21 protein-coding genes are annotated in these 24039 nt (G+C 73.0%); 6 read left to right on the forward strand and 15 right to left on the reverse strand.

Annotated features, from left to right (window positions below; translation table 11 throughout):
* Position 1: 1 nt before the first annotated feature.
* From ABFY07_RS34320 to ABFY07_RS34330, 3 genes are read right to left on the reverse strand one after another with little or no spacing between them, the layout of a single operon-like run.
* A complete protein-coding gene (locus ABFY07_RS34320) occupies positions 2 to 970 on the reverse strand; it encodes an AAA family ATPase (protein ID WP_346178240.1) in 969 nt (322 codons plus the stop codon).
* Entirely contained in the window at positions 964 to 3399 is a 2436-nt protein-coding gene (locus tag ABFY07_RS34325) for a VMAP-C domain-containing protein (RefSeq protein ID WP_346178241.1), read from the reverse strand. The genes ABFY07_RS34320 and ABFY07_RS34325 overlap by 7 nt, the downstream gene beginning before the upstream one ends.
* Before the next feature lie 3 nt (positions 3400 to 3402).
* A complete protein-coding gene (locus ABFY07_RS34330) occupies positions 3403 to 3933 on the reverse strand; it encodes a CU044_2847 family protein (RefSeq protein ID WP_346178242.1) in 531 nt (176 codons plus the stop codon).
* Between the two features lie 140 nt (positions 3934 to 4073).
* On the opposite strand from ABFY07_RS34330, the gene ABFY07_RS34335 reads away from it, so the two are divergent.
* Positions 4074 to 5543, forward strand: coding sequence for a DNA-3-methyladenine glycosylase 2 family protein (locus ABFY07_RS34335; protein WP_065965736.1), 1470 nt, complete (start codon positions 4074 to 4076; stop codon positions 5541 to 5543).
* A 194-nt stretch (positions 5544 to 5737) separates the two neighbouring features.
* Positions 5738 to 6247, forward strand: a complete 510-nt coding sequence (locus ABFY07_RS34340) for a methylated-DNA--[protein]-cysteine S-methyltransferase (RefSeq protein WP_346178243.1) — start codon at positions 5738 to 5740, stop codon at positions 6245 to 6247.
* A gap of 197 nt (positions 6248 to 6444) precedes the next feature.
* Here the strand turns inward: ABFY07_RS34340 and ABFY07_RS34345 are convergent, their stop codons facing one another.
* Positions 6445 to 7191: an SIR2 family NAD-dependent protein deacylase gene (locus tag ABFY07_RS34345; RefSeq protein WP_346178244.1), complete on the reverse strand. Its 747-nt coding sequence runs from the start codon at positions 7189 to 7191 to the stop codon at positions 6445 to 6447.
* A gap of 115 nt (positions 7192 to 7306) precedes the next feature.
* Here ABFY07_RS34345 and ABFY07_RS34350 point away from each other — a divergent pair, with 115 nt between their 5' ends.
* Positions 7307 to 8023, forward strand: a complete 717-nt coding sequence (locus tag ABFY07_RS34350; RefSeq protein WP_346178245.1) for a hypothetical protein — start codon at positions 7307 to 7309, stop codon at positions 8021 to 8023.
* 9 nt (positions 8024 to 8032) lie between these two features.
* Here ABFY07_RS34350 and ABFY07_RS34355 read toward each other — a convergent pair whose 3' ends face one another.
* On the reverse strand, positions 8033 to 9172 hold the full coding sequence (locus ABFY07_RS34355; protein ID WP_346178246.1) for a Fic family protein: 1140 nt from the start codon (positions 9170 to 9172) through the stop codon (positions 8033 to 8035).
* A 153-nt stretch (positions 9173 to 9325) separates the two neighbouring features.
* Between ABFY07_RS34355 and ABFY07_RS34360 the strand changes: the two genes are divergently transcribed.
* Positions 9326 to 9451 (forward strand): hypothetical protein, encoded by a 126-nt coding sequence (locus ABFY07_RS34360; RefSeq protein WP_346178247.1) that lies wholly within the window; start codon positions 9326 to 9328, stop codon positions 9449 to 9451.
* 12 nt (positions 9452 to 9463) lie between these two features.
* Here the strand turns inward: ABFY07_RS34360 and ABFY07_RS34365 are convergent, their stop codons facing one another.
* Positions 9464 to 10567 carry an ADP-ribosylglycohydrolase family protein gene (locus ABFY07_RS34365; RefSeq protein WP_346178248.1) on the reverse strand — a complete coding sequence of 368 codons (1104 nt, stop codon included), beginning with the start codon at positions 10565 to 10567 and terminating at the stop codon, positions 9464 to 9466.
* Between the two features lie 124 nt (positions 10568 to 10691).
* Here ABFY07_RS34365 and ABFY07_RS34370 point away from each other — a divergent pair, with 124 nt between their 5' ends.
* On the forward strand, positions 10692 to 11873 hold the full coding sequence (locus ABFY07_RS34370; RefSeq protein WP_346178249.1) for a glycerate kinase: 1182 nt from the start codon (positions 10692 to 10694) through the stop codon (positions 11871 to 11873).
* Positions 11874 to 11960: 87 nt separating this feature from the next.
* On the opposite strand, the gene pssA is transcribed toward ABFY07_RS34370, so the two are convergent.
* The 9 genes from pssA to ABFY07_RS34415 form a co-directional block, all read right to left on the reverse strand.
* Entirely contained in the window at positions 11961 to 12827 is an 867-nt protein-coding gene (pssA, locus tag ABFY07_RS34375) for a CDP-diacylglycerol--serine O-phosphatidyltransferase (RefSeq protein WP_346178250.1), read from the reverse strand.
* Positions 12814 to 13470 carry a phosphatidylserine decarboxylase gene (locus tag ABFY07_RS34380; RefSeq protein WP_065965746.1) on the reverse strand — a complete coding sequence of 219 codons (657 nt, stop codon included), beginning with the start codon at positions 13468 to 13470 and terminating at the stop codon, positions 12814 to 12816. Before ABFY07_RS34380 ends, pssA begins: the two co-directional genes overlap by 14 nt.
* Before the next feature lie 181 nt (positions 13471 to 13651).
* Positions 13652 to 14866: an acyl-CoA dehydrogenase family protein gene (locus tag ABFY07_RS34385; RefSeq protein ID WP_346178251.1), complete on the reverse strand. Its 1215-nt coding sequence runs from the start codon at positions 14864 to 14866 to the stop codon at positions 13652 to 13654.
* A gap of 1 nt (position 14867) precedes the next feature.
* Positions 14868 to 15374, reverse strand: a complete 507-nt coding sequence (locus tag ABFY07_RS34390) for a MaoC family dehydratase (RefSeq protein WP_346178264.1) — start codon at positions 15372 to 15374, stop codon at positions 14868 to 14870.
* A 5-nt stretch (positions 15375 to 15379) separates the two neighbouring features.
* Positions 15380 to 16351 carry an HpcH/HpaI aldolase/citrate lyase family protein gene (locus ABFY07_RS34395; protein WP_346178252.1) on the reverse strand — a complete coding sequence of 324 codons (972 nt, stop codon included), beginning with the start codon at positions 16349 to 16351 and terminating at the stop codon, positions 15380 to 15382.
* Positions 16348 to 18369: a protein meaA gene (locus ABFY07_RS34400; RefSeq protein WP_346178253.1), complete on the reverse strand. Its 2022-nt coding sequence runs from the start codon at positions 18367 to 18369 to the stop codon at positions 16348 to 16350. The genes ABFY07_RS34395 and ABFY07_RS34400 overlap by 4 nt, the downstream gene beginning before the upstream one ends.
* Positions 18366 to 19730 (reverse strand): crotonyl-CoA carboxylase/reductase, encoded by a 1365-nt coding sequence (gene ccrA / locus ABFY07_RS34405; protein ID WP_346178254.1) that lies wholly within the window; start codon positions 19728 to 19730, stop codon positions 18366 to 18368. Before ccrA ends, ABFY07_RS34400 begins: the two co-directional genes overlap by 4 nt.
* Positions 19731 to 20104: 374 nt before the next feature.
* Positions 20105 to 20923: a TetR family transcriptional regulator gene (locus ABFY07_RS34410; protein WP_346178255.1), complete on the reverse strand. Its 819-nt coding sequence runs from the start codon at positions 20921 to 20923 to the stop codon at positions 20105 to 20107.
* Positions 20924 to 21053: 130 nt separating this feature from the next.
* Positions 21054 to 22931: a 3-hydroxyacyl-CoA dehydrogenase family protein gene (locus ABFY07_RS34415; protein ID WP_346178256.1), complete on the reverse strand. Its 1878-nt coding sequence runs from the start codon at positions 22929 to 22931 to the stop codon at positions 21054 to 21056.
* A 356-nt stretch (positions 22932 to 23287) separates the two neighbouring features.
* Here ABFY07_RS34415 and ABFY07_RS34420 point away from each other — a divergent pair, with 356 nt between their 5' ends.
* Positions 23288 to 23980, forward strand: a complete 693-nt coding sequence (locus tag ABFY07_RS34420) for a HEAT repeat domain-containing protein (protein WP_346178257.1) — start codon at positions 23288 to 23290, stop codon at positions 23978 to 23980.
* Positions 23981 to 24039 lie beyond the last annotated feature (59 nt).

Consider the following 24039-nt stretch of genomic DNA (forward strand, 5'->3'; position numbering starts at 1 on the left):
GTCACACCACCCCACCCAGCCGGTGCAGCACCGCGTCCAGCAGCCCGTCCGCCGACAGGTCCACGCCCCGCGCGCGCAGGAACACCGCGTTCAGCAGTTGGTCCGTGGCCAGTTGGCGGGCGGAGCGGCGGTGCAGGAACGTCTCGAGGAGACGGTCCACGTCGTCCAGCGCGTCCTCGCCCAGGTGCGCGGTGACGATCTCCCGCAGCCGGGCCTCGTCGGGGGTGGGCAGCTCCAGGCGGACGCACCGGCGCAGGAAGGCGGGCGGGAAGTCCCGCTCGCCGTTGCTGGTGATCACGACGACGGGGAACTCCTGGCAGCGCAGCCGCCCCCGCCGTACGGTGGCCCGCTCGTCCGCGCGCTCGGTGAGCACCTCGACCACCGACTGCTCCTCGGGCAGCCGGGCCAGCTCCGGGATCTCGAACTCGCCCTCCTCGAACACCGTCAGCAGGTCGTTCGGCAGATCCACATCGCCCTTGTCGAGCTCGTCCACCAGCAGCACGCGCGGCCGCGGACCCGGCACCAGCGCCGTGCCGAGCGGCCCGAGCCGTACGAAGCTGCCCAGGGGAGGCTCGGCCTCGCCGCGGTCGCGGCTGAGCGCGGTCTCCCGCAGCCGCCCGATCGCGTCGTAGCGGTAGAGCGCGTCCTGCACGGTGGAGCGGCTGTTGACCGGCCAGTGCAGGACGTCCCCCAGGTCCAGCTCATGGGCGATCGCGCGGGCCAGCGAGGACTTGCCCGTCCCCGGGTGGCCGGTGACCAGCAGCGGGCGCCGCAGGTGCAGCGCGGCGTTCACCACGTCGGCGTGTTCCGGCGAGATGAGGTACGGCCGGGCGGGGGCGGGGTCCTGCGCGGGGTCGGCCTCCGGGGCGACCGGGCCGAAGGTGCGCCAGGGCGGGGCGGGCGGCATCTCCACCGGGCGCTGTCGGCCGTCTCCGTGGAACAGCCGCCAGCCGTCGTATGTGGTCACCATGCGAAATCCTCCGGGTCGGAGTCGGTCGGGTCTGCCAGCTCCAGCACGGGCAGCGGCCGGCCGGCGTTCGGCGGCGGCCAGTCGGTGTCCGGCGGCGGCCAGTCGGTGTCCGGCGGCGGTGGTTCGCCGGTGTCCCGAGCGGCGGCCGACATGTGCTCCAGCCCCCGGACCGCGCCCTGCTTGTGGCGCACTCGCTCCCACTCGTGGGCGGGTATGGGGATGGTGCTGGACGACGGCTCGGAGACCCGGTAGGCCGGCTCGGACGAAAGTGAATCCTTCAGTTCCGTCAGCGCGTACGACCGCTCGTCCTCCTCCGGCACCGGCCGCCCCGCGCCCTCCGGCGGCAGCAGGTCAGGGTCGGCCCACGCCAGCACCGGACGGCCGGGGCAGGTCAGGGGGCGGCGCAGGGCCATGGCGCGGTAGATCCGCACCTGCTCCGGCAAGTGCCCGTGCCGGTCGGCGAAGTGACCCATGGCGGGGGAGCCGGGCTTGTCGCCGCGGTCCCACAGCACCACGGGCACCCCCGCCGCCAGGCACGTCTGCACGGCGGCGGAACGCCGCTGCCGCGACGCCACGATGTCCGCCCGCCCCGCGAACCGCCGTTCCATCAGCAGCCCGTACAGGGCCCGGGTGCTCTCGGCCGCCTCGTCGTCGATGTACAGCGGCTCCTCGCTGTCCAGCCGCCGCCACCGCTCCCGCCAGTCGGACAGGATCCCGTCGCCGCCGATCTCACGCAGCTCCGGGCAGTTGACCACCACCGGGTACTCGGCGCCGAGCACCCGGGGGAGCGGCTGGTCCGGGTCCTCCCAGTCGTCGAGGGGCAGCTCCAGCGAGTCCCGGTCCACGACCAGCTCGACGACGGGGAGCACACTCCCGCCCGCCCTGCGCAGCGGACCGACGACCGCCAGGATCTCCCGGGCCACTTCGCCCGGGGTACGCGGCCGCCGGTCCTGCTCCGACACCGGCTGCGGGCCGGTTCCGTCGTCGCACCACAGCCGCATGCGATAGCGCTCGGGGCCGTCATCCCGGGAGGGTACGGCGCGCAGGTCCACCAGCACGCGCGGCGGGGCCGTCCGCCCCTGCTTCGCCCACTCCGCCGCGTCCTTGCGGCGGTCCCGCAGAGCCGTCCCGGGCACGCCGAGCCGGGCGGCGACCCGGCCGCACCAGTCCTGGAGCGCCGCGCTCATGTCCCCACCGTCCCCACCGGCCGGGTGGCAGGCCGCCGCCACGTACTCGACGGCCCGCAGCAGCCTCGGCACGGCCACCCCGCCGTACGGATCGGCCGCGCTGTCGCCGTGCAGCGCCTCCAGGTGTTCGACCAGCGGGGCCCAGGACCCGCCGCCGCTCAGCAGCTCCGCGGGCACGGCGGCCAGCGGCAGCGCCGCCCGCACCGCGGCGGGGATCCTGGCCGCGGCGGTCGCGGGCAGCGCGTCCAGCAGCCGGACCAGCCGCTCGTACTCCTGGGGCGAGAGCAGCCGTGGCAGCCTGTGCGAGCGCGCCAGGGCCAACAGTTCCTCGGCCAGTTCCCCGGAGATGGCGCGCACGGCCGCGACCAGGGCGGGCAGCGCCCGCTCATGGGTGAGCAGCAGCCGGGCGAACTCCTCGGCCGACGGCTCTCCGCCCTCGCGGTGGCCCAGGCCCAGCTGCCGGGCCACGGCCCGCCCGCAGCGCGCCCAGCCATCGGAGGTGGGCGGCGGCCCGTCCAGCAGGGCGACCAGGTCCGGGTAGGCGGGGTGGTCGGGCGCGCCGTCGCCGGGCCGCGCGGTGAGATGGGCCAGCCCCGCCCCCGCCAGCTCCCGCCGGACGCGCTGCCAGGGGATGCCCCAGGCGCGGCGGACGAGGCCGCCGTGGACGTCCAGCTTCGCGGTGACGAGCCCGACCACGACGCTCTCGTCGTCCGACCACAGCGGGCCGCCGCTGTAGGACTGGCCGACATCCAGGGAGCGGTCATGCCCGTCGAAGTATCCGAACCGGCCGTCGCAGCTGGTCACTTCGGCGTCGGCGAAGACCCCCGGCTCGCCGCTGCCGTGCCAGGCGCGGACGCGCTGCGCCTTCGTCATGGGGTGCCACACCGGCGGCCGCAACGAGGACGGCAGCGCCTCGGCGAGCCGGAGCACCGCGAGGTCCCCGTTCCACTCGTAGCCGCCCAGTCCGGCGTCCTCCACTCTCGGCGGTATCCAGGCCCTCAGCTCGGCCTCGCGCTCGACGGTGACCCCGGGGGCGATGATCCGCACCCGTACCGCGACCGGGCCCGGGTGGTCGGCGGCCAGCAGGTCGGGTCGGCCCAGGGCGCTGTTGACGACGTGCGCGCAGGTCAGCAGGTGCTGTCCGGGCAGCAGTACGCCGGAGCCGGCGGGCTCGCCATCGGCCTCGGCCAGGACGGAGACCGCGGGCCGCGCGGCCGGCCCGCAGGGGCGGAACCACCCCACGGCTCAGGCGGCGGGGCCGGAGCCGGGCCCGCCGCCCGGACCCGCCTGCCCCGGACCGGCCGGGGCCGCAGCCGCCTGCCCGGAACCCGACTGCGCGGCACCCGCCTGGCCGGAGCCGGAATCCGCCTGCCCCGGGCCCTCCGACAGCTTCCACGTGGCCGACACGGTCAGACTCGCGTGCCCGTTCGCGCCCACGATGCCGAGCTTCAGGTCCTGCCCCACCTGCACCCCGAACTGCACATTGATCTCATCGGGCGGGTTCGGCGCGGAGCGCACCGCGTCGTGCACCTCCTGGAGCACCGGGCCCAGCGGCCGCAGCACCGTACGCAGCGCGTCCGTGGCCAGCGTCGCCGCGGTCCGTGAGCCGCGCCCCACCGGGGTGACCCCGCCCACACCACCGGTCCCCTCCGGCCTCGGGGGCCGCGGGCCGCCCCCCTCGCCGCCGGGCCCGCCACGCGCGGCCCCGCGCACGGGGGCCAGCTCCAGGCGTACGGAGGTGTCGTCGGCAAGCAGTATCTCGGCGTAGTCCGTCACACCCCCATGATGCCGATCACAGCGCCTCTGGTCTGGCCGTTCGCCGCAACTCGCCCCTGACGAGCCGGCGCTCGGGCCACGAAGGTCCATGTCGGATTCTCGCGAGCCAGGCCCTCCTCCGATGCCCGATGCTTGACGTCATGCATACCGACACCGACCGGTGCCTGCGCGCCGCCCAGGCCAAGGACGCGCGCTTCGACGGCTGGTTCTTCGTCGCCGTGGTCACCACCCGCATCTACTGCCGGCCCAGCTGCCCGGTCGTCGGCCCCAAGCCCCAGAACATGCGCTTCTACCCGAGCGCCGCTGCCGCCCAGCAGGCCGGCTTCCGGGCCTGCAAGCGCTGCCGCCCCGACGCCAGCCCCGGCTCCCCGCAGTGGAACGAGCGCGCCGACCTGGTGGCCCGCGCCATGCGGCTGATCGCCGACGGCGTCGTCGACCGCGACGGGGTGCCCGGCCTGGCCGCCCGCCTCGGCTACAGCACCCGCCAGATCGAGCGGCAGCTGCGCGCCGAACTCGGGGCCGGCCCTCTCGCCCTGGCCCGCGCGCAGCGCGCCCAGACCGCGCGGCTGCTCATCGAGACCAGCGGGCTGCCGATGGCGGACATCGCCTTCGCGGCCGGGTTCGCCAGCATCCGGGCCTTCAACGACACCGTCCGCGAGGTCTTCGCGCTCACCCCCACCGAGCTGCGCCGGCGGGCCCGGCGCGGTGAGAGGTCCGCCGCGCCCGGCGTGCTGACCCTGCGGCTGCCGTTCCGGGCGCCGCTGTGCCCGGACAACCTCTTCGGCCACCTGGCCGCCACCGCCGTGCCCGGGGTGGAGGAGTGGCGCGACGGCGCCTACCGCCGCACGCTGCGCCTGCCGTACGGGCACGGGGTCGTGGCCCTGCGCCCGGCGCCGGACCACATCGGCTGCCAGCTGTCCCTCACCGACCTGCGCGACCTGGCCGGGGCGATCAGCCGCTGCCGGCGCCTGCTGGACCTGGACGCGGACCCCACCGCCGTGGACGACCTGCTGCGCGCCGACCCCGACCTCGCGCCGCTGGTCGACAAGGCACCGGGGCGGCGGGTGCCGCGCGCGGTGGACGCGGACGAGTTCGCGGTGCGCGCGGTGCTCGGGCAGCAGGTGTCCACGGCGGCGGCCCGCACCCACGCGGCCCGGCTGGTGACCGCCCACGGCGAGCGGATCGAGGACCCGGCGGGCGGGCTGACCCACCTCTTCCCGACCTCGGGCGCCCTGGCGGGCCTGGACCCCGAGGCCCTGGCCATGCCGCGCACCCGCCGCGCCACGCTGATCGGGCTGATCGACGCCCTCGCCTCGGGCCGCGTCGCCCTCGGCGTCGGCAGCGACTGGGACGAGGCGCGGGCCCGCCTGGCCGAGCTGCCCGGGATCGGGCCGTGGACCGTCGAGGTCATCGCGATGCGCGCGCTCGGCGACCCGGACGCCTTCCTCCCGACGGACCTCGGGGTACGGCGCGCGGCCGCCGAGCTGGGGCTGCCCGCCACGCCGGGGGCGCTGACCCGGTACGCGGCCCGCTGGCGGCCCTGGCGCGCGTACGCCGTCCAGTACCTGTGGGCCACCGACGACCACCCCATCAACCACCTGCCCGCCTGAAACCCGAACCCGCAAGCCACCCGAAGCCGCAAGCCACCCGAACCCGCAACCACCCCGAACCCGCAAGCCACCCGAACCCGCAAGCCACCCGAACCCGCAAGCCACCCGAAGCCGCAAGCCACCCGAACCCGCAAGCCACCCGAACCCGCAAGCCACCCGAACCCGCAAGCAATCCGGAGCCGGAAGAAACCCTCATGTCCCGCACCCACACCGTCGTCGACAGCCCGTACGGGCCGCTCACCCTGGTCGCCGACGACACCGCCCTGACCGGCCTCTACATGACCGACCAGCGCCACCGCCCCGCCGAGGAGACCTTCGGCGACCCCGGCGACCCCGACGAGGCCCCGTTCGCCGAGACCATCCGCCAGCTGCGCGGCTACTTCGCGGGCGAGCTGACCGAGTTCGACCTGCCGCTGCGGATGTCCGGCACCCCCTTCCAGCGCCGTGTCTGGTCCGAGCTGCAGCGCATCCCGTACGGCGAGACCCTCTCCTACGGCCAACTCGCCGACCGCCTCGGCCAGCCGACCGCCGCCCGCGCCGTGGGCCTGGCCAACGGCAAGAACCCGGTCGGCATCATCGTCCCCTGCCACCGGGTCGTCGGCTCCACCGGCAGCCTCACCGGCTACGGCGGCGGCCTCGACCGCAAGCGGCAACTGCTGGAGTTCGAGGCGCGGGGGCGGCAGCCCGGTCTCCAACTTTTCTGACGGACCCGGCATAGCGGCATGACCCCGCGCACGTCCAAGGAGGTGACAGACGACCGCGAGACGAGGACGACCGATGACGGGAAACCATGGATGACGAGGAAGAGCGCCGCTTCCGCCAATTCGTCGCGGCGCGCTCGCGACATGGGCGAGCGGATGGTGGGCGTCCGTCCGCTCCGCCCGGCCGGGCGCCCGGGCCCTCACCCCTCCGCCGCGATCCGGTCCAGCAGCGCGGGCAGGGCTGTGCCGATGGGTTCGCGGATCAGCTCCTCCGCGAGCTCGTCGTACGGGGTGGGCTCGGCGTTGACGATGATCAGGCGGGCGCCCGACTCGGCGGCCATGCCCGCGAGGGAGGCGGCGGGCTGGACCTGGAGGCTGGTGCCGACCGCGATGAAGATCTGGCAGGCCTTCGCCACCGCGACCGCGCCCGTCAGGACCTCCGGGTCGAGGCTCTCGCCGAACATCACCGTCGCCGACTTCAGGATCCCCCCGCACACCAGGCACGCCGGGTCCGGCTCGCCGGCCGCCACCCGCTCCAGGGCCTCCGCCATCTCCGAGCGCGCCTTGCAGCGGGTGCACACCACCGCCCGCGCCGTGCCGTGCAGCTCCAGCACCTTGCGGGCGGGGAGCCCGGCGAGCTGGTGGAGCCCGTCCACGTTCTGCGTGATCACCCGGACCGGGGTGCCCGACCGCTCCAGCCGGGCCACGGCCTCGTGCGCCCGGTTCGGCTTCGCGTGCAGCGCCTGGCTGTCGCGACGCATCTGCCAGGAGCGGCGGCGGATGTCCGGGTCGGACATGTAGTACTCGTACGTCACCAGCTTCTCGGCCTCCGGATCGCGCCGCCAAAGCCCCTGCGGGCCCCGGTAGTCGGGGATTCCGGAGTCCGTGGAGATGCCCGCCCCGCTCAGGATCGCCACGAGGGGCCGGCGTGTCGCTTCGGTGCTCATGGGGCGAGCGTACGCACCGGGCGCGGACGGCGGCGAACGCGTTTTCGCGGAGCGGTAAAGTCCGGCTCCGTAGGTGATCGTCAGGTGATCGGTGCGGCGAGGCGGAGAGGTCCGGATGACACGGTCTGTGTGGCTGAGCGATGCGAGCGTGCGGCGGAAGGGTGATCCGCCGCCCGAGGACGGCCGCGTCACCTGGGAGATACGCACCTCCGACGGCCCCGACCCGGCGGGCGGCCGGGCCATCCGGACCCTCGCCTACCCGGAGCGGCGGCTCCCGCCCGGCGGCGGCCCGAAGGAGTACCGCGCCGCCCGCAAGCAGGGCGTCCGCGCCTTCACCCTCTGGGCCGACCCGTACCGCGCGGGGGTGTTCGCGCAGGTCGTCACCAAGTCGGCGACCAAGGGCGGCCCCGCCACGTACGAGGTGCTGGGCGCCGCCGGTGAGCCACTGGCCCTCGTCCTGCACGAACCCGCCATGAGGGGCGGCCGGGTCCGCACCCGCTGGACCGTCCAGCGCCCCGGGGCGCAGCCCGCCGTCGGGCTCAAGGGGCGGCCCTTCTGGTGGGTCGTGTGGTGGTTGCTCTTCCCGATCCAGATGGCCATCGCGGTCGGCAGCCTGGTCTCCGGCAGCGGCGATGTCGCGCGCATGCCACGCCGTACGAGGTGGCGCGCGGAGGGCCGGGTCGTGCTGGACTACCGCAACGGCGGGGTGGACACCTTCGAGCTCAATGTGGAGGCGGACGGGTGGGACGAGCGCGTGACCGCCTCGCTCGTCGCGCTGCTCAACAGTCACGAGGGCTGGTTGGGCAACGCGTGGGACACGGTGGACCGGTGAGGCGAGCGGTCAGGCGCTGTACGGGTCGATGATGGTGTGCCGCCGCTGGGCGGTCGCCAGCACGTTCTGCGGGAACCGGGGCCCCGCGACGTAATGCCGGCCCTTCGTCTGCCCGACGGCGGTCAGCAGCTCGGACTTCGTCAGGGCTTGCAAGTCCCGCGTCGCCTGCTGGGTGTTGAGCCCTTCGGCCTTCTCGTAGCGGGACCGCCGTACCCGGCCCACCATGGCCACCTCGTGCAGAGCGGTCACCTGCCGTTCGGTGATCCCGTACTCCGCGGTCGCCTCCATGAGCTGCGTCCAGCAGTCGTTGGACCGTTCGACGCGGCGCTGCACCCGCTGGGCCTGCTGGTGGTAGGCGAGGAGGTTGAACTTGATCCACGGCAGTGTCTCCCGCTGCGGTGACCACACGGGGCCGCCGACCGTGCGCAGCACCTTGTAGTACTCCCACGTGTTGCCCGGCATGCCCAGCCACTCCTCGATGGAGGAGAACTCGGGAGCGAGGACCCCGCCGCGGGCGATCAGAAGGGTCTGCAGCGAGCGGGACATCCGGCCGTTGCCGTCGGACCACGGGTGGATCTTCGCGAGGTTCAGGTGCGCCATCGCGGCGCGGATGAGGACGTGCTGGTCCAGCTCGCCCTCGTTGAGCCAGTCGATCAGCTCGCTCATCAGGCCGGGCACCAGCTCCTGGTCCGGGCCCTCGTAGTCCGTGGCGAATTCATCGCCGGGAGCGGTGATGCGGATGGCCGACTTGCGCCACTGGCCCGCTGTCTTCCGCGGGTGATGGTGGCCCTGGAGCATCCAGTGGAGGCTGTTGAGCAGCTCCTTGCCGTACCGGAAGTCGGCGACGTCGTGCAGGGACTGGATGTAGGTCATGGCCTGCTGATAAGCCAGCGTCTCCGCCTTGTTCTCGTCGCTGGCGTCGACCTCGCGCTCGCCGTCCATGAGGTCGGCGACGTCCCGGACGTCGACCTGATAGCCCTCGATCGTGTTCGACGCCGCGATCGCGCTGGCCGTGAGTGCTTTGCGCAGGTCGAGCGTCCACTTCATGGGCACCTGCTGCACGGCGTGCCGCAGCTGGGCGCGCATGGTGTCGACCTCGTCCAGGACCTTGAGGTCCACGGGTTCGAGGTGGGGCGTCTGATACAGCATGGCGCCATGATACCCCGTTCCTATCATTCACTCGTCAGGGTGATATTCCGGCCCTTCGGCTCTTGCGGTGGCCGATCCGCCCTACGCTGACCGAAATCCAGTCCCGCACGCAGGGTGACTGCCCGGGTGCGTATGGCGAGGGGGTGGGCTGAGGTGGCGGACCCGACGGACGAGGACGCGGGTGACGGCGCGGTGGATCTGTTCCGCGCGCTGGGGCGCCAGATCAAGGTCGGCCGCGCCGACTGGGCCCGGTTCGTGCGGTACGTGGCGGGCGACTGAACCCGGCCGGGTTCAGTCCGCGAGCGGCTGGGTGGCGAGACGACGCGCACCCATCAGCGCCAGCCGGTGCGTGCGCGCCGCCAGGTCGCTGATCCGCGCGCCGTCGAAGCCGAACACCGCGCTGCGGACCCGGTCCCGCAGCGGCTCGGTCCACTGCGGCGGGATCGCGGCCGCCCCGCACAGGACGCCCGCCACCGACCCGGCCGTGGCGCCGTTGGAGTCGGTGTCCAGGCCGCCGCGCACGGTGAGGGCGATGGTGGAGGTGAAGTCGCCCTCGCCGTAGAGCAGCCCGGCCGTGATGACGGCGGCGTTGGGCACGACGTGGATCCAGTGCAGCCCGGCCGTCTCCCGCTCCAGCTGGTCCAGCGCGGCCGCCCAGGCCATCCCCGTCTCGTGCAGGGCGGCGGCCTTGCGGACCGTACGGGCCAGCCGGCAGCGCGGCGGGATGCGCTCCAGGGCGGCCTCGATCGCCTCGCGCGGGCCGTCGGCCGTGAACGCGGCGGCGATCAGCGCGGCCGCCCACATCGCCCCGTACACGCCGTTGCCGGTGTGCGACAGCACGGCGTCGCGCCGGGCCATCGCGGCGGCGGTGCGCGGGTCGCCGGGGTTGGCCCAGCCGTGGATGTCGGCGCGGATGAGGGCGCCGATCCACTCCTGGTACGGATTGTCGAGGGTGGCGGTGAGCGGTGGCTTCACCCCGGCGGTGAGATTGCGGTAGGCGACCCGCTCGGCGGTGAAGGTCTGGAGATACGGCAGGCGCAGCAGCCACAGGTCACCGACCTGCTCGGTGGTGAAGCCGAAGCCGTGGGTCTCCAGGAGGTGCAGCCCCAGCAGGGTGTAGTCGATGTCGTCGTCCCGGCAGCTGCCGTCGATCCGGCCCCGGACGCACTCCTGCCACTCCGGGCGCAGCTCGAACTCCACGGGGTCGGGCGGGGGCTCCAGCGCGGGGACGTAGTCGGTCAGGGGGAGGGCGTCCGCGCGGCGCAGATAGCGGTCGATCCGCTCGCGGGTCCAATGGTCACCGCGCTCGACGGGCTTGCCGAGCATGTTCCCGGCGATGCGGCCGAGCCAGCCGCCGAGTATCCGGTCCGCGAGCGCGCTCCCGGCAAGGGTCATGTGTCAGGTGTACCCGAGCCGGCGCCCCGCCGCAGGCCGACACCATCGCGCCCGGCGAGCGGCCCGGATAGGGTCGCCGCGGGGTGGGCGGATCGGCTGGGGGCGAGAGCGAGGGGTGACGACGGTGGCGGAGACCGGGCGGGTTCGGGCGGAGGCCAAGGCGCCGACGCGGGTGTTGATCGCCGCGGACAAGTTCAAGGGCTCGCTGACGGCGGTCCAGGTGGCCGAGCACGTGGCGGCCGGCCTGCGGCGCGGCGCGCCGGGCGGGGCGGGGGCGGTGCGCGTCGAGGCGCTGCCGGTCGCGGACGGCGGCGACGGGACCGTGGACGCGGCGGTCGCGGCGGGCTTCGAGCGGCGCGAGGCGCGGGTGACCGGGCCGCTGGGCGAGCCGGTGACCGCGGCGTACGCGCTGCGCGGCGAGGTGGCCGTGGTGGAGATGGCCGAGGCGTCCGGGCTGCGCCATCTGCCGGACGGGCTGTTCGCGCCGCTGGCCGCGACCACGTACGGCAGCGGTGAACTGCTGCGCGCGGCGCTGGACGCGGGCGCCCGTACGGTCGTCTTCGGGGTCGGCGGCAGCGCGACCACCGACGGCGGCGCGGGCATGCTGGCCGCGCTGGGCGCCCGGCTGCTCGACGCCGCGGGCGAGCCGGTCGGGCCGGGTGGCGGCGCGCTGCGGGAGCTGGCCACGGCGGACCTGAGCGGTCTTGACCCGCGCCTGGCGGACACCGAGATCGTCCTGGCCAGCGATGTCGACAATCCGCTGACCGGGCCGAAGGGCGCGGCGGCGGTGTACGGCCCGCAGAAGGGCGCGACCATGGCCGATGTGGTGCTCCTGGACGGGGCCCTCGCCCACTACGCGGCGGTCCTGGAGCGGGCCGTGGGGCCGCGTGCCGCGGAGTACGCGCAGGCGCCCGGCGCGGGCGCGGCGGGTGGCATCGGCTACGGCGCGCTCATCGGCTTGGGCGCGGTCTTCCGCCCCGGTATCGAGGTGATGCTGGACGTGCTCGGTTTCGCCCCGGCGCTCGAACGCGCCGACCTGGTGATCACCGGCGAGGGGTCGCTCGACGAGCAGACCCTGCACGGCAAGGCCCCGGCGGGCGTGGCGGCCGCGGCCCGGGCGCGCGGCGTCGAGGTGGTCGCGGTCTGCGGCCGCCTCGCGCTGACCCCGGCGGCCCTCGCGGGGGCGGGTATCAGCCGCGCCTACCCGCTGACCGCCCTGGAGCCGGACCCGGCCCGCTGCATCGCCGAGGCGGGTCCCTTGCTGGAGCGCGCGGCGGAGCGGCTCGCGGCGGACTTCCTGGCCTGAGGCGGGGGAGCGGGCGCATACGGAAACGGGGTGGGCCCGAGCGATTCCTTCGCTCGGGCCCACCCCGTTTCCGTATGACTGGTCCCGCTACGGCAGCTGCGCTGCCCTCGCCTCGCGGCGGTTGTCGCGGAAGGCGTTGACCCGGCGGGCCGTGGCGAAGAGGGGGATCACCGCGCCGAGGACCACCTGCAGGGCGCAGGCCGTCTGGAGCAGCAGCTCGCCGCCGGGGGCCTCGAAGGCCCAGGCCGCCAGGAGGGCCATGCTGGTGACGATCCAGCTCAGCATGGCGACCGCGAGCCGGCCCCGCGGCTTGGGGTATTCCACCCGGCTCACCATCAGCCAGGCCACGCCGATGATCGCCAGCAGCGTGGGCACGAAGGGCAGGCCCAGCAGCACGACCGAGACCACGGTCAGCGCGCCGAAGGGGCTCGGCATGCCCTGGAAGACCCCGTTGGGCATGGTCACGCAGGAGAATCTGGCCAGCCTCAGCACCACCGCGAGCAGCACCACGATCGCGGCCACCGCCGAGACCCGCTGGTACGCGTCGTCGGCGACCATGCCCCACACGGCCACGAAGTACGCGGGGGCGAGCCCGAAGCTGATCAGGTCGGAGAGGTTGTCCAGCTCCGCGCCCATCGCCGAGCTGCGCAGCTTGCGCGCGACGAGCCCGTCGAACAGGTCGAAGACGGAGGCGAGCAGCATCAGCATCACCGCGGAGGCGGCGCTGTGCCGGGTCATGCCGCCGTCCTCGCTGCCCGTGAGGTGCGGGATGAGGACGCCGGTGGTGGTGAAGTACACCGCCAGGAAGCCGCAGGTCGCGTTGCCCAGGGTGAGCGTGTCCGCTATCGACAGGCGCGTCGAGAGCGGCATGTCGTCCGTCTCGTCGACGTCCTCGTCCACCTCGGCGTCGGGGGCCCAGGTGGCGGCCTGGGTGTCGGGATCAAGCACGGTCAAGGCGTGTCACCCCCGCCGTGGTGGCCTGGCCGACCTCGACGTCGACGTCGATGCCCTCGGGCAGGTAGATGTCGACGCGCGAGCCGAAGCGGATCAGGCCGATCCGCTCGCCCTGCTCGACTTTGGTGCCCTGGGGCACGTAGGGCACGATGCGCCGGGCGACGGCCCCGGCGATCTGCACCATCTCGATGTCGCCGAGCTCGGTGTCGAAGTGCCAGACGACCCGCTCGTTGTTCTCGCTCTCCTTGTTGAACGCGGGAACGAAGCCACCGGGGATGTGCTCGACGGACGTCACGGTGCCGGCCAGCGGGGCGCGGTTGACGTGGACGTTCAGCGGGCTCATGAAGATGGCGACGCGGGTGCGCCCGTCCTTCCACGGCATGATGCTCTGCACCACGCCGTCGGCCGGGGAGATGACCCGGCCCTGAGCGATCTCCCGGTCGGGGTCGCGGAAGAACCACAGCATGCCCGCCGCGAGAGCGGTGGCGGGCACGGCGACCGCCGCCCAGCGGCCGGAGCGGCGGGCGCGGGTGAGGCTGACCGCCGCGGTGGCGACGGTCGGGAGGAGCCACGGCGACGCTCCGCGCGCGAGGCGTACGCCGGCCAGGCTGTCGCGTGGTGCAGAGGAATGGCTGTGGGGCATGGATGACCTTCGTAGCGGAGGATGCCGCGACACGAGACTGGGGACGGCGGCTTTCCGGGATGGTATCGGTTGCGAGCGGTAACTGGGCAAGCGCCAGGGCCTGTCGATGGCCGAAGTCTCCCCGGCGTGGTGTGATCTTCTTCTCGCGGATACCACCGCAATACCATGCCGAAAGGGACATTCAGCCCTGGATGCGATACTCCTCCAGGAGACGTCGTCCGATAATCATTTTCTGGATCTCGGCGGTGCCTTCACCGATGAGAAGCATCGGGGCCTCCCGGTAGAGGCGCTCGATCTCGTACTCCTTCGAGAAGCCATAGCCGCCATGGATGCGGAATGCGTCCTCCACGACCTCCTTGCAGTACTCGGAGGCCAGGTACTTCGCCATCCCGGCCTCCAGGTCATTGCGTCGGCCCGAGTCCTTCTTGCGGGCCGCGTTGACCATCATCGCATGAGCTGCCTCGACCTTTGTGGCCATTTCTGCCAGTTTGAACTGGATGGCCTGATGCTGGGCGATGGGTTTGCCGAAGGTGTGCCGCTGCTGTGCGTATGCGACGCCCAGCTCGAAGGCGCGGCGCGCCACGCCACAGCCGCGGGCGGCCACATTGACCCGCCCGACCTCCACTCCGTCCATCATTTGGTAAAAACCGCGGCCGGTGGTGCCGCCGAGGACCCGATCCGCCGGAATGCGCAGTCCGTCCAGGATCAGCTCGGTGGTGTCGACGCCCTTGTAGCCCATCTTCTCGATCTTGCCGGGGATGGTCAGCCCGGGCCGGACCTCGCCGAAGCCCGGCTCCTTCTCCACCAGGAAGGTGGTCATGGACTTGTGCGGGGCGGTCCCGGCCCCCTCCGCCTCCGCACCCTCGTCCGTGCGGCACAGCACCGCCACCACCGTGGAGGTGCCGCCGTTGGTCAGCCACATCTTCTGGCCGGTGAGCAGGTAGTCGTCGCCGTCCCGGACCCCCTTGGTGGTGATCGCGGACACGTCCGAGCCGAGACCCGGCTCCGACATCGAGAAGGCGCCGCGGATCTCGCCCAGCGCCATCTTGGGCAGGAAGTACTCCTTCTGTTCCTCCGTGCCGTGCTGCTTGAGCATGTACGCGACGATGAAGTGGGTGTTGATGATGCCCGACACGCTCATCCAGCCGCGGGCGATCTCCTCCACGCACAGCGCGTAGGTCAGCAGCGACTCCCCGAGCCCCCCGTACTCCTCGGGGATCATCAGCCCGAAGACGCCCAGCTCCTTGAGGCCCTCGACGATCTGGGCCGGGTACTCGTCCCGGTGCTCCAGCTCGGTGGCCACCGGAAGGATCTCTTTGTCGACGAAGTCGCGGACGGTGGCCAGGATCTCCTGCTGGACGTCCGTCAGGCCGTCGGTCTGCGCGAGGCGGCTCATCTCAGTCCTCTCCCAGCGTGGGCCGGCCGGGCTGCTCGCCGCCCCGCTCCTTGATGTACGTGGCCGTCGGCACCATCACCTTGCGCCGGAAGACGCAGACGAGCGTGCCGTCCTGCTTGTAGCCCTTGGTCTCCACCTGGACCACGCCCCGGTCGGGCTTGGACTTCGACGGGGTCTTGTCGAGCACCGTCGTCTCGCCGTAGATGGTGTCGCCGTGGAAGGTGGGCGCGACGTGCCGCAGCGACTCGATCTCCAGATTGGCGATCGCCTTGCCGGACACATCGGGCACGGACATGCCCAGCAGCAGCGAGTAGATGTAGTTGCCGACCACCACGTTCCTGCCGAAGTCCGTCGTCCGCTCGGCGTAGTTCGCGTCCAGGTGGAGCGGGTGGTGGTTCATGGTGAGCAGGCAGAAGAGGTGGTCGTCGTACTCGGTGACGGTCTTGCCCGGCCAGTGCCGGTAGACGTCGCCGACCGTGAATTCCTCGTAGGTGCGGCCGAACTGCATGGCGCTCACGCCTCCGGGGCTTCGAAGCGGGACGTACGGGCCATGCCGGCGGCCCGGCCCTTGCCGGCGATCACCAGCGCCATCTTGCGGCTGGCCTCGTCGATCATCTCGTCGCCGAGCATCGCCGAGCCCTTCTTGCCGCCCGCCTCGGACGTGTAGTACTCGTACGCGTCCAGGATCAGCTCGGCGTGGTCGTAGTCCTCCTGCGAGGGCGAGAAGACCTCGTTGGCGGCCTCCACCTGCCCGGGGTGCAGCACCCACTTGCCGTCGAAGCCGAGCGCGGCGGCCCGGCCGGCGACCTCGCGGAAGCCGTCCACGTTCTTGATCTGCAGATAGGGCCCGTCGATCGCCTGGAGGTCGTTGGCGCGGGCGGCCATGAGGATCTTCATGAGGATGTAGTGGTAGGCGTCCGCCGGGTAGCCGGGCGGCTGCTCGCCCACGACCAGCGACTTCATATTGATCGACGCCATGAAGTCGGCCGGGCCGAAGATGATCGTCTCCAGGCGCGGGGAGGCCTGCGCGATCGCGTTGACGTGGTTCAGCCCCTGGGCGTTCTCGATCTGGGCCTCGATGCCGATCCGGCCGACCTCGAACCCCATCGTCTTCTCGATCTGCGTCAGCAGCAGGTCGAGCGCCACGACCTGCTCGGCGCTCTGCACCTTCGGCAGCATGATGCAGTCGAGGTTGGGGCCCGCGCCCTCGACCACCGTCACGACATCGCGGTACGTCCACTCGGTCGTCCAGTCGTTGACGCGCACCACCCGGGTCTTGCCCGTCCAGTCGCCCTCGTTGAGGTACTTGACGATGGTGTGCCGCGCCTCCGGCTTGGCCAGCGGCGCGCACGCGTCCTCCAGGTCCAGGAACACCTGGTCGGCGGGCAGGCCCTGGGCCTTCTCCAGGAAGCGCGGATTGCTCCCGGGGACCGCGAGGCAGGAGCGGCGCGGACGCAGACGGTTGATGGGGGACGGCGCGGTCATGCGGGGACCTCCAGGGGGTCGAGCTGGTTCGCGGTACGGATCTCGTCGACGATACGGCCGATGATCTCTGTGATACCGAAGTCCTTCGGGGTGAAGACGGCCGCCACTCCGGCCTCGCGCAGCGCGGCGGCGTCCGCGGCCGGGATGATCCCGCCGACGATCACCGGGATGTCGGCCGCGCCGGCCGCGCGCAGCCGGGCCAGCACGTCCGGCACCAGCTCGGCGTGCGAGCCGGAGAGGATGGACAGGCCGACGCAGTGCACGTCCTCGGCGACGGCCGCCGAGACGATCTGCTCGGGGGTCAGCCTGATCCCCTGGTAGACCACCTCGAAGCCGGCGTCCCGGGCCCGTACGGCGATCTGCTCGGCGCCGTTGCTGTGCCCGTCCAGGCCGGGCTTGCCGACCAGCAGCCGCAGCGCCCCGACGCCGAGGTCGGCGGCGGTCGCGGCGGCCTTCGCGCGGACCGCGGCCAGCGGGGTGCCCGTCTCGGCGGCGACCGCCACCGGCGCCCCGCCGACCCCGGTCGGGGCGCGGAACTCGCCGAACACCTCGCGCAGCGCCCCCGCCCACTCGCCGGTGGTCACCCCCGCGCGGGCGCACTCCAGGGTCGCGGCCATCAGGTTGTCGCTGCCCGCGGCGGCCTTCTTCAGCGCCGCCAGGGAGTCCTGGGCCCGGCCCTCCTCGCGCCCGTCGCGCCAGGCCCGCAGGGCCTCGACCACCCGCGCCTCGTTCGCCGGGTCCACCGTCATGATCGCGGTGTCCAGGTCGGCGGTGAGCGGGTTGGGCTCGGTGGACTCGTAGCAGTTGACGCCGACGATCTTCTCCTCGCCCGCCTCGATGCGCGCCCTGCGCTCGGCGTGCGAGGCGACGAGCTGCGCCTTGAGGTAGCCGGACTCGACGGCGGCCATGGCCCCGCCCATCCCCTGGATCCGCTCGATCTCCGCCGTGGCGGCCTCGGTCAGCGCGGCCACCTCGGCCTCGACGACGTGCGAGCCGGCGAAGATGTCGTCGTACTCCAGCAGGTCGCTCTCGTGGGCGAGGACCTGCTGGATGCGCAGCGACCACTGCTGGTCCCAGGGGCGGGGCAGCCCCAGCGCCTCGTTCCAGGCGGGCAGCTGCACGGCGCGGGCGCGGGCGTCCTTGGAGAGGGTGACCGCGAGCATCTCCAGCACGATGCGCTGGACGTTGTTCTCCGGCTGGGCCTCGGTCAGCCCGAGCGAGTTGACCTGGACGCCGTAGCGGAAGCGGCGGTGCCTGGGGTCCTGGACGCCGTAGCGCTCCAGGGTGATCCGGTCCCAGATGCGGCCGAAGGCGCGCATCTTGCACATCTCCTCGATGAACCGGACGCCCGCGTTCACGAAGAAGGAGATCCGGGCCACCACCTCGCCGAAGTGCTCCTGGGGCACCTGCCCGGAGGCCCGGACGGCGTCCAGCACGGCGATGGCGGTGGACATCGCGTAGGCGATCTCCTGCACGGGGGTGGCCCCGGCCTCCTGGAGGTGGTAGCTGCAGATGTTGATCGGGTTCCACTTGGGGATGGCGGCGACCGTGTACGCGATCATGTCGGTGGTCAGCCGCAGGCTGGGCCCCGGCGGGAAGACGTGCGTCCCGCGCGACAGGTACTCCTTGACGATGTCGTTCTGCGTGGTGCCCTGCAGCGCGGCCACATCCGCGCCCTGCTCCTCCGCGACCACCTGGTACAGCGCCAGCAGCCACATGGCGGTGGCGTTGATGGTCATGGAGGTGTTCATCCGCTCCAGCGGGATGTCGCGGAACAACCGCCGCATGTCACCCAGATGGCAGACCGGTACGCCGACCCGGCCCACCTCGCCGCGGGCCAGGACGTGGTCCGGGTCGTAGCCGGTCTGGGTGGGCAGGTCGAAGGCGACGGACAGGCCGGTCTGCCCCTTGGCGAGGTTGCGCCGGTACAGCTCGTTGGACGCCTCGGCGGAGGAGTGCCCGGCGTAGGTCCGCATCAGCCAGGGCCGATCCTTTTTACGCCTGCCGCGGGCTGTCATGCGGCGTCCCGGAAGAGGTTGATGGCGTCGAGGTGCTTGGCCCGCAGCTCGGGGTCGCGGACGCCCAGGCCCTCCTGGGGGGCGAGGCACAGCACGCCGACCTTGCCCTGGTGGACGTTGCGGTGCACGTCGTAGGTGGCCTGGCCGGTCTCCTCCAGGGGGTAGACCTTGGACAGGGTGGGGTGGATCCTGCCCTTGGCGATCAGGCGGTTGGCCTCCCAGGCCTCGCGGTAGTTGGCGAAGTGGGAGCCGACGATCCGCTTGAGGGACATCCACAGGTAGCGGTTGTCGTACTCGTGGGTGTAGCCGGACGTGGACGCGCAGGTGACGATGGTGCCGCCCTTGCGGGTGACGTACACGCTGGCGCCGAAGGTCTCCCGGCCGGGGTGCTCGAAGACGATGTCCACGTCCTCGCCGCCGGTCAGCTCGCGGATGCGCTTGCCGAAGCGCTTCCACTCCCTGGGGTCCTGGGTGTGCTCGTCCTTCCAGAAGCGGTAGTCCTCCGCGCTGCGGTCGATGATCGCCTCGGCGCCCATGGCGCGGCAGATCTCCGCCTTGCGGGGCGAGGAGACCACACAGATCGGGGTGGCGCCGCCCGCCAGGGCGAACTGGGTGGCGTAGCTGCCGAGCCCACCGCTGGCGCCCCAGATCAGCACGTTGTCGCCCTGCTTCATCTGGGCGCCGTTGCTGGAGACGAGCTGCCGGTACGCGGTGGAGTTGACGAGGCCGGGTGCGGCGGCCTCCTCCCAGGTCAGATGGTCCGGCTTGGGCATGAGCTGGTTGGACTTGACGAGCGCGAGTTCGGCGAGGCCGCCGAAGTTGGTCTCGAAGCCCCAGATGCGCTGCTCGGGGTCGAGCATGGTGTCGCTGTGGCCGTCGGCCGACTCCAGCTCGACGGACAGGCAGTGGGCGACGACCTCGTCGCCCGGCTTCCAGAGGTTGACCCCGGGGCCGGTGCGCAGCACGACGCCCGCCAGGTCGGAGCCGATGATGTGGTACGGCAGGTCATGGCGCTTGGCGAGCGGGGAGAGCTTGCCGTACCGCTCCAGAAACGCGAAGGTCGGCAGCGGCTCGAAGATCGAGGTCCACACCGAGTTGTAGTTCACCGAGCTGGCCATGACGGCCACGAGCGCCTCGCCGGGCCCCAGTTCGGGCACCGGCACCTCGTCGACGTGCAGCGACTTGCGGGGGTCCTTCTCCTTGGTGGTCAGGCCGGCGAACATCTCGGCCTCGTCCTTGTGCACGGTCACCGCGCGGTACGACTCGGGGACGGGCAGGGCCGCGAAGTCCGCGGGCCCCAGGGCGGGGGAGCCGTGGTCGGACTGGGTCGACGCCAGGATCGCGTCAAGGATTTCGTTCATCGGTGCCTCCGGCGAAGCGTCGGGGACGCTTGAGGGAACGCTGGGCTCTCTGACGGGTTCTGCTGGTGCCGTCGGTCCGGCGGAGGTGGTGCTGAGTGGCGCGCGGGTAGCGCGGGGCGCCTGGTGACGCAGGCCGTCCGGGCGCGCGAAAGCGGGTTGCGGGGACAGCCGGCGTGCCCTGTGTGGGGCGCGCCGTTCCGCCCGGACAACATCACGGTATGGCACGCTGTGCCAGCTCGCAAGACACTGCGTGCCAACAAATTCTCTCAGTTGTCATCTGCACGGCACACATGAGCGGCGGGGGGCGCCCCGGAAAGGGACGGCCGCCGCCGCTCGGTGGTGCGGTGGTGGTGGGTCGGCGCCTCGCGGAGGCGCTACCGCTTCAGGGCCCGCTCGATCGTCCGCATCACCTCGTCCAGCGGGGCGTCCGTGCGGGCCACCATCACCACCACGTCCTCCTCCTCGCTCTTGGGGGAGACCGTGGCCGCTGGGAGGCCCGTGGCGGGGCGGCCGGCGATGCCGGTGCCGAAGGTCTGGCGCACGATCTCGAAGGCGTGGTCGAGCTGGGCCTCCACATCGCCCTCGCCGCCCGCGCGCAGCCAGCGCCGCAGGACGTGGTTGTGGGCGGTGACCACGGCGGAGGCGGCGACCTCCGCGAGCAGGGGGTCGTCGTTGCCGTCGTGGTGCGCGCCCTCGTCGAAGTGGCCCAGCAGATAACGGGTGAAGAGCCGCTCGTAGCGGGCCACCGAGGCGATCTCGCGCTCGCGCAGGGCGGGCACCTCGCGGGTCAGCCGGTAGCGCTCCACGGAGACCGCGGGGGAGGCGGCGTACATCCGCATGACCTCCTTGATCCCCCGGCACACCGTGTCCAGCGGGTGTTCATGCGGCGGCGCCGCGTCCAGCACGTCCGCGGCCCGCACCAACGTGTCGTCGTGGTCAGGGAAGATCGCCTCTTCCTTGGAGCGGAAGTGGCGGAAGAAGGTGCGGCGGGCGACCCCCGCTCTCGCCGCGATCTCATCGACCGTCGTCGCCTCGTAACCCTGCGTGGCGAACAACTCCATCGCCGCGGCCGCCAGTTTGCGGCGCATGGTCAGGCGCTGCGCGCTGGCCCGGCGGGCTCCGGCGCCGCCGCCGCCGGAGGGGCCGGAGCGGTTCACAGCTGGCGTACGAGCGGCCTTCAGAGGCTGGGACATGTGGGGAACGTACTGCATTTCCGGGGGCGATGCCCCCTGGCCCCCGGCTGGTGCGCGGTCTGGTGCGCGGTGCTCGTGCGGGGGCGGACCCGCGGAGGGATCCAGCAGGCCGCCCCACCCCGGCCGCTCCTCAGGCCTTCGCATACTCGCGGAAGCCGCGCCCCGTCTTCCGTCCCAGGCACCCCGCCGCGACCAGGTGTTCCAGCAGCGGCGCCGGCGCCAGGCCCGGCTCGCGGAACTCCTGGTGCAGCACCTTCTCGATGGCCAGGGACACATCCAGGCCCACCACGTCCAGCAGCTCGAAGGGGCCCATCGGATAGCCGCCGCCGAGCTTCATCGCGGCGTCGATGGCGTCCGGCGAGGCGTAGTGCTCCTGAACCATCTTCACCGCGTTGTTGAGGTACGGGAACAGCAGGGCGTTGACGATGAACCCCGCCCGGTCGCCGCAGTCCACCGGGTGCTTGCGCACCGCCCGGCACACCGCGTGCGCCGTGGCCCGCGCCTCCTCCGCCGTGAGGACCGTGCGCACCACCTCGACCAGCTTCATCGCGGGCGCCGGGTTGAAGAAGTGCAGGCCGACCACGTCCTGCGGGCGCGAGGTCGCCCGGGCGCAGGCGATGACCGGCAGCGACGAGGTCGTGGTGGCCAGCACCGCGCCCGGCTTGCAGACCTTGTCGAGCGTCGCGAAGAGCTGCTGCTTGACGGCCAGGTCCTCCGCGACCGCCTCCACGGCCAGGTCCACGTCCTCGAAGGCGTCCAGCGACGCGGCCAGGACGATCCGGGCCAGCGCCTCCTGGCGGGCCTGCTCGGTCAGCCGGCCCTTGGCCACCGATCTCGCCAGGGACCTGGCGATCCTGTCCTTCGCCGCCTCCGCCTTCCCCGGGGTGCGGGCGGCCAGCACCACGTCGTGGCCCGCCTTGGCGAAGACCTCGGCGATCCCGCTCGCCATGGTGCCCGAGCCCGCGACCCCCACCGCGCGGACCTCCCGCGCGGCGGCCTGGGTCGCCCCGGCCGGGTCCGGCGTCAGCGCGTCCGGGACCACCACCCCGCTGCCGGGCGCCTCGTACGTGTAGAAGCCCCGGCCCGCCTTGCGACCGGTCAGCCCGGCCGCGGCGAGCTGGCCCAGGACGGGCGCGGGCGCGTGCAGCCGGTCGCCGGACGCCGCGTACATCGCCTCCAGGACGGTACGGGCCGTGTCGATGCCGACCAGGTCGAGCAGCGCCAGCGGCCCCATCGGCAGGCCGCAGCCCAGCCGCATCGCGGCGTCGATGTCCTCGCGCGCCGCGTACTTCGACTCGTACATCGCGGCGGCCTGGTTGAGATAGCCGAACAGCAGCCCGTCGGCGACGAACCCCGGCCGGTCGCCCAGCGCCACCGGCTCCTTGCCCAGGTCGCGGGCGAGCGCGGTGACCGCCGCGACGGCCGCCGGGGCGGTCAGCACGCTGGAGACCACCTCGACCAGCTTCATGGCGGGCGCGGGATGGAAGAAGTGCAGGCCCAGCACGCGCTCCGGGTGGGCGGAGTCGGCGGCCAGCCGGGTCACGGACAGGGCGTTGGTGCCGGTCGCCAGGATCGCGTCGGGCCGCACCACGGAGTCCAGGGCGGTGAAGACCTCGTGCTTGATGTCGTAGCTCTCCGGCACGACCTCGATCACCAGATCCGCGCCGGCCGCGGCCCGCAGATCCGTGGAGACCCGGAAGCGGGCCAGCGCCGCCTCCCGCTCCCGCTCGGTCATCCGCTCGCGGCGCACGGCGCGGGCGGTGGCTGCCTCCAGCGCGGCGACCGCCCGGCGGGCGGCGCTCTCGCTGATGTCGACGCCGATCACCTCGCGGCCCGCCCGGGCCAGCAGCTCGGCGATTCCGGTGCCCATCGTGCCGAGACCGATGACGGCCACAGTAGTGAGCGGGGCCCCGGAGGGGGAGAGATCTGGGGAGGGCGTACGGCCGGGCGCGGGGCCGGACGTACGGCCGGAGGTACGGCTGGCGTCGGTGGTCGGAAGACGGTCCATCGCGGACTCCAGAGGGTGTTCCCCGGACGCGGGGATGAAGTGACGACTGAGAGGAGCTTTCGGTCATGCGCGGCGGGCTGACACGAAACTCCGACGGAAGGGCTTGCACGCTCCCTGACGAACAGCGCCACACGGAGCAGACTGCCCGTGGGAGACACGCGGCCGGCCCTGTCCCGGGGCCACGCCGTACCGAACCGCACTGCCGAACCGACTTCACCCGGCGGCTGCGTCACCAGGCCGCCAGAGCAGGGGTGCTGCTCGTGTCGCCAGTTTAACCGGCGGGTAACCAAGACGCCAGAGCTTGTTTTGTGACCTGCGCGCCGGGGCGCCGGTCACCGGGGAGGGGAGACCACCACATGGACGAAGAATTCCGCGTACTCACCGACCGGGTGCGGGCATCGCTCTCGTCCCCGGAGGAGGCCAGGGCCCACGCGTCGCTGCTCGCGCTCGTACGGCAGGGCACCCCCGCCGCCCGCGAACAGCTCGCCCGCATCCTCGTCGCGCCCGAGCAGCCCCTGTGGGCCCGGGAGACCGCCGCCTTCGTGCTCGGCAGCGCGGGCGACCGCCGCGCCTTCGAGACCCTCGTCCTCCTCCTCAACTACCGCGAACCGGCCCGCTGCGCGACCGCCGCCCGCGTCCTGGCCCGCCTCGGCGACCCGCGCACCGCCCGCGCGGCGGCCGCGCTGGCCACCAACCCCCTGCGCACCGCCTACTCCCTGCACCCCATCCGGCTGCTCGTCGAGCTGCGCGCCCCCGAGTCCGTCCCCGCCCTCGTCGCCGCGCTCGAACGCCAGTTGGCCGCGCGCGACCGCCACTGGCCGATCGCCCGGGCGTGCGTCGAGGGCCTCGGCGCCATCGGCGACGAGCGTGCCGTCCCTGCCCTGACCGCCGCGGCCCGCCACCCCCGCCTCAGCGCGGCCGCCGCGGCGGCCATGGCCCGGATCAGCGGCGGAGGCACCCTGACAGCCGACGCCCCCACCACTGAGACCCCCACCACCGGCACCCGCCGCTCGTCACCGGACAAATCCGGCCGCACGCGGGTGCGCTGACGCGCGCGGCGCGGGTACGGCCCCGGGGCGGGCGGCGCGGGCACGGCCCCGCCCCGGCG

Source organism: Streptomyces sparsogenes subsp. cuspidosporus, from assembly GCF_039532705.1.
Classification (GTDB): Bacteria; Actinomycetota; Actinomycetes; order Streptomycetales; family Streptomycetaceae; genus Streptomyces; species Streptomyces sparsogenes.

Excerpts from the sequence above, each read along its gene's own strand:
- ABFY07_RS34320 (WP_346178240.1), bottom strand. The coding sequence starts at position 970 with ATGGTGACCACATACGACGGCTGGCGGCTGTTCCACGGAGACGGCCGA.
- ABFY07_RS34335 (WP_065965736.1), top strand. The coding sequence starts at position 4,074 with ATGCATACCGACACCGACCGGTGCCTGCGCGCCGCCCAGGCCAAGGAC.
- ABFY07_RS34340 (WP_346178243.1), top strand. The coding sequence starts at position 5,738 with ATGTCCCGCACCCACACCGTCGTCGACAGCCCGTACGGGCCGCTCACC.
- ABFY07_RS34345 (WP_346178244.1), bottom strand. The coding sequence starts at position 7,191 with ATGAGCACCGAAGCGACACGCCGGCCCCTCGTGGCGATCCTGAGCGGG.
- ABFY07_RS34350 (WP_346178245.1), top strand. The coding sequence starts at position 7,307 with ATGACACGGTCTGTGTGGCTGAGCGATGCGAGCGTGCGGCGGAAGGGT.
- ABFY07_RS34355 (WP_346178246.1), bottom strand. The coding sequence starts at position 9,172 with ATGCTGTATCAGACGCCCCACCTCGAACCCGTGGACCTCAAGGTCCTG.
- ABFY07_RS34365 (WP_346178248.1), bottom strand. The coding sequence starts at position 10,567 with ATGACCCTTGCCGGGAGCGCGCTCGCGGACCGGATACTCGGCGGCTGG.
- ABFY07_RS34380 (WP_065965746.1), bottom strand. The coding sequence starts at position 13,470 with ATGCCCCACAGCCATTCCTCTGCACCACGCGACAGCCTGGCCGGCGTA.
- ABFY07_RS34385 (WP_346178251.1), bottom strand. The coding sequence starts at position 14,866 with ATGAGCCGCCTCGCGCAGACCGACGGCCTGACGGACGTCCAGCAGGAG.
- ABFY07_RS34390 (WP_346178264.1), bottom strand. The coding sequence starts at position 15,374 with ATGCAGTTCGGCCGCACCTACGAGGAATTCACGGTCGGCGACGTCTAC.
- ABFY07_RS34395 (WP_346178252.1), bottom strand. The coding sequence starts at position 16,351 with ATGACCGCGCCGTCCCCCATCAACCGTCTGCGTCCGCGCCGCTCCTGC.
- ABFY07_RS34400 (WP_346178253.1), bottom strand. The coding sequence starts at position 18,369 with ATGACAGCCCGCGGCAGGCGTAAAAAGGATCGGCCCTGGCTGATGCGG.
- ccrA (WP_346178254.1), bottom strand. The coding sequence starts at position 19,730 with ATGAACGAAATCCTTGACGCGATCCTGGCGTCGACCCAGTCCGACCAC.
- ABFY07_RS34410 (WP_346178255.1), bottom strand. The coding sequence starts at position 20,923 with ATGTCCCAGCCTCTGAAGGCCGCTCGTACGCCAGCTGTGAACCGCTCC.
- ABFY07_RS34415 (WP_346178256.1), bottom strand. The coding sequence starts at position 22,931 with ATGGACCGTCTTCCGACCACCGACGCCAGCCGTACCTCCGGCCGTACG.
- ABFY07_RS34420 (WP_346178257.1), top strand. The coding sequence starts at position 23,288 with ATGGACGAAGAATTCCGCGTACTCACCGACCGGGTGCGGGCATCGCTC.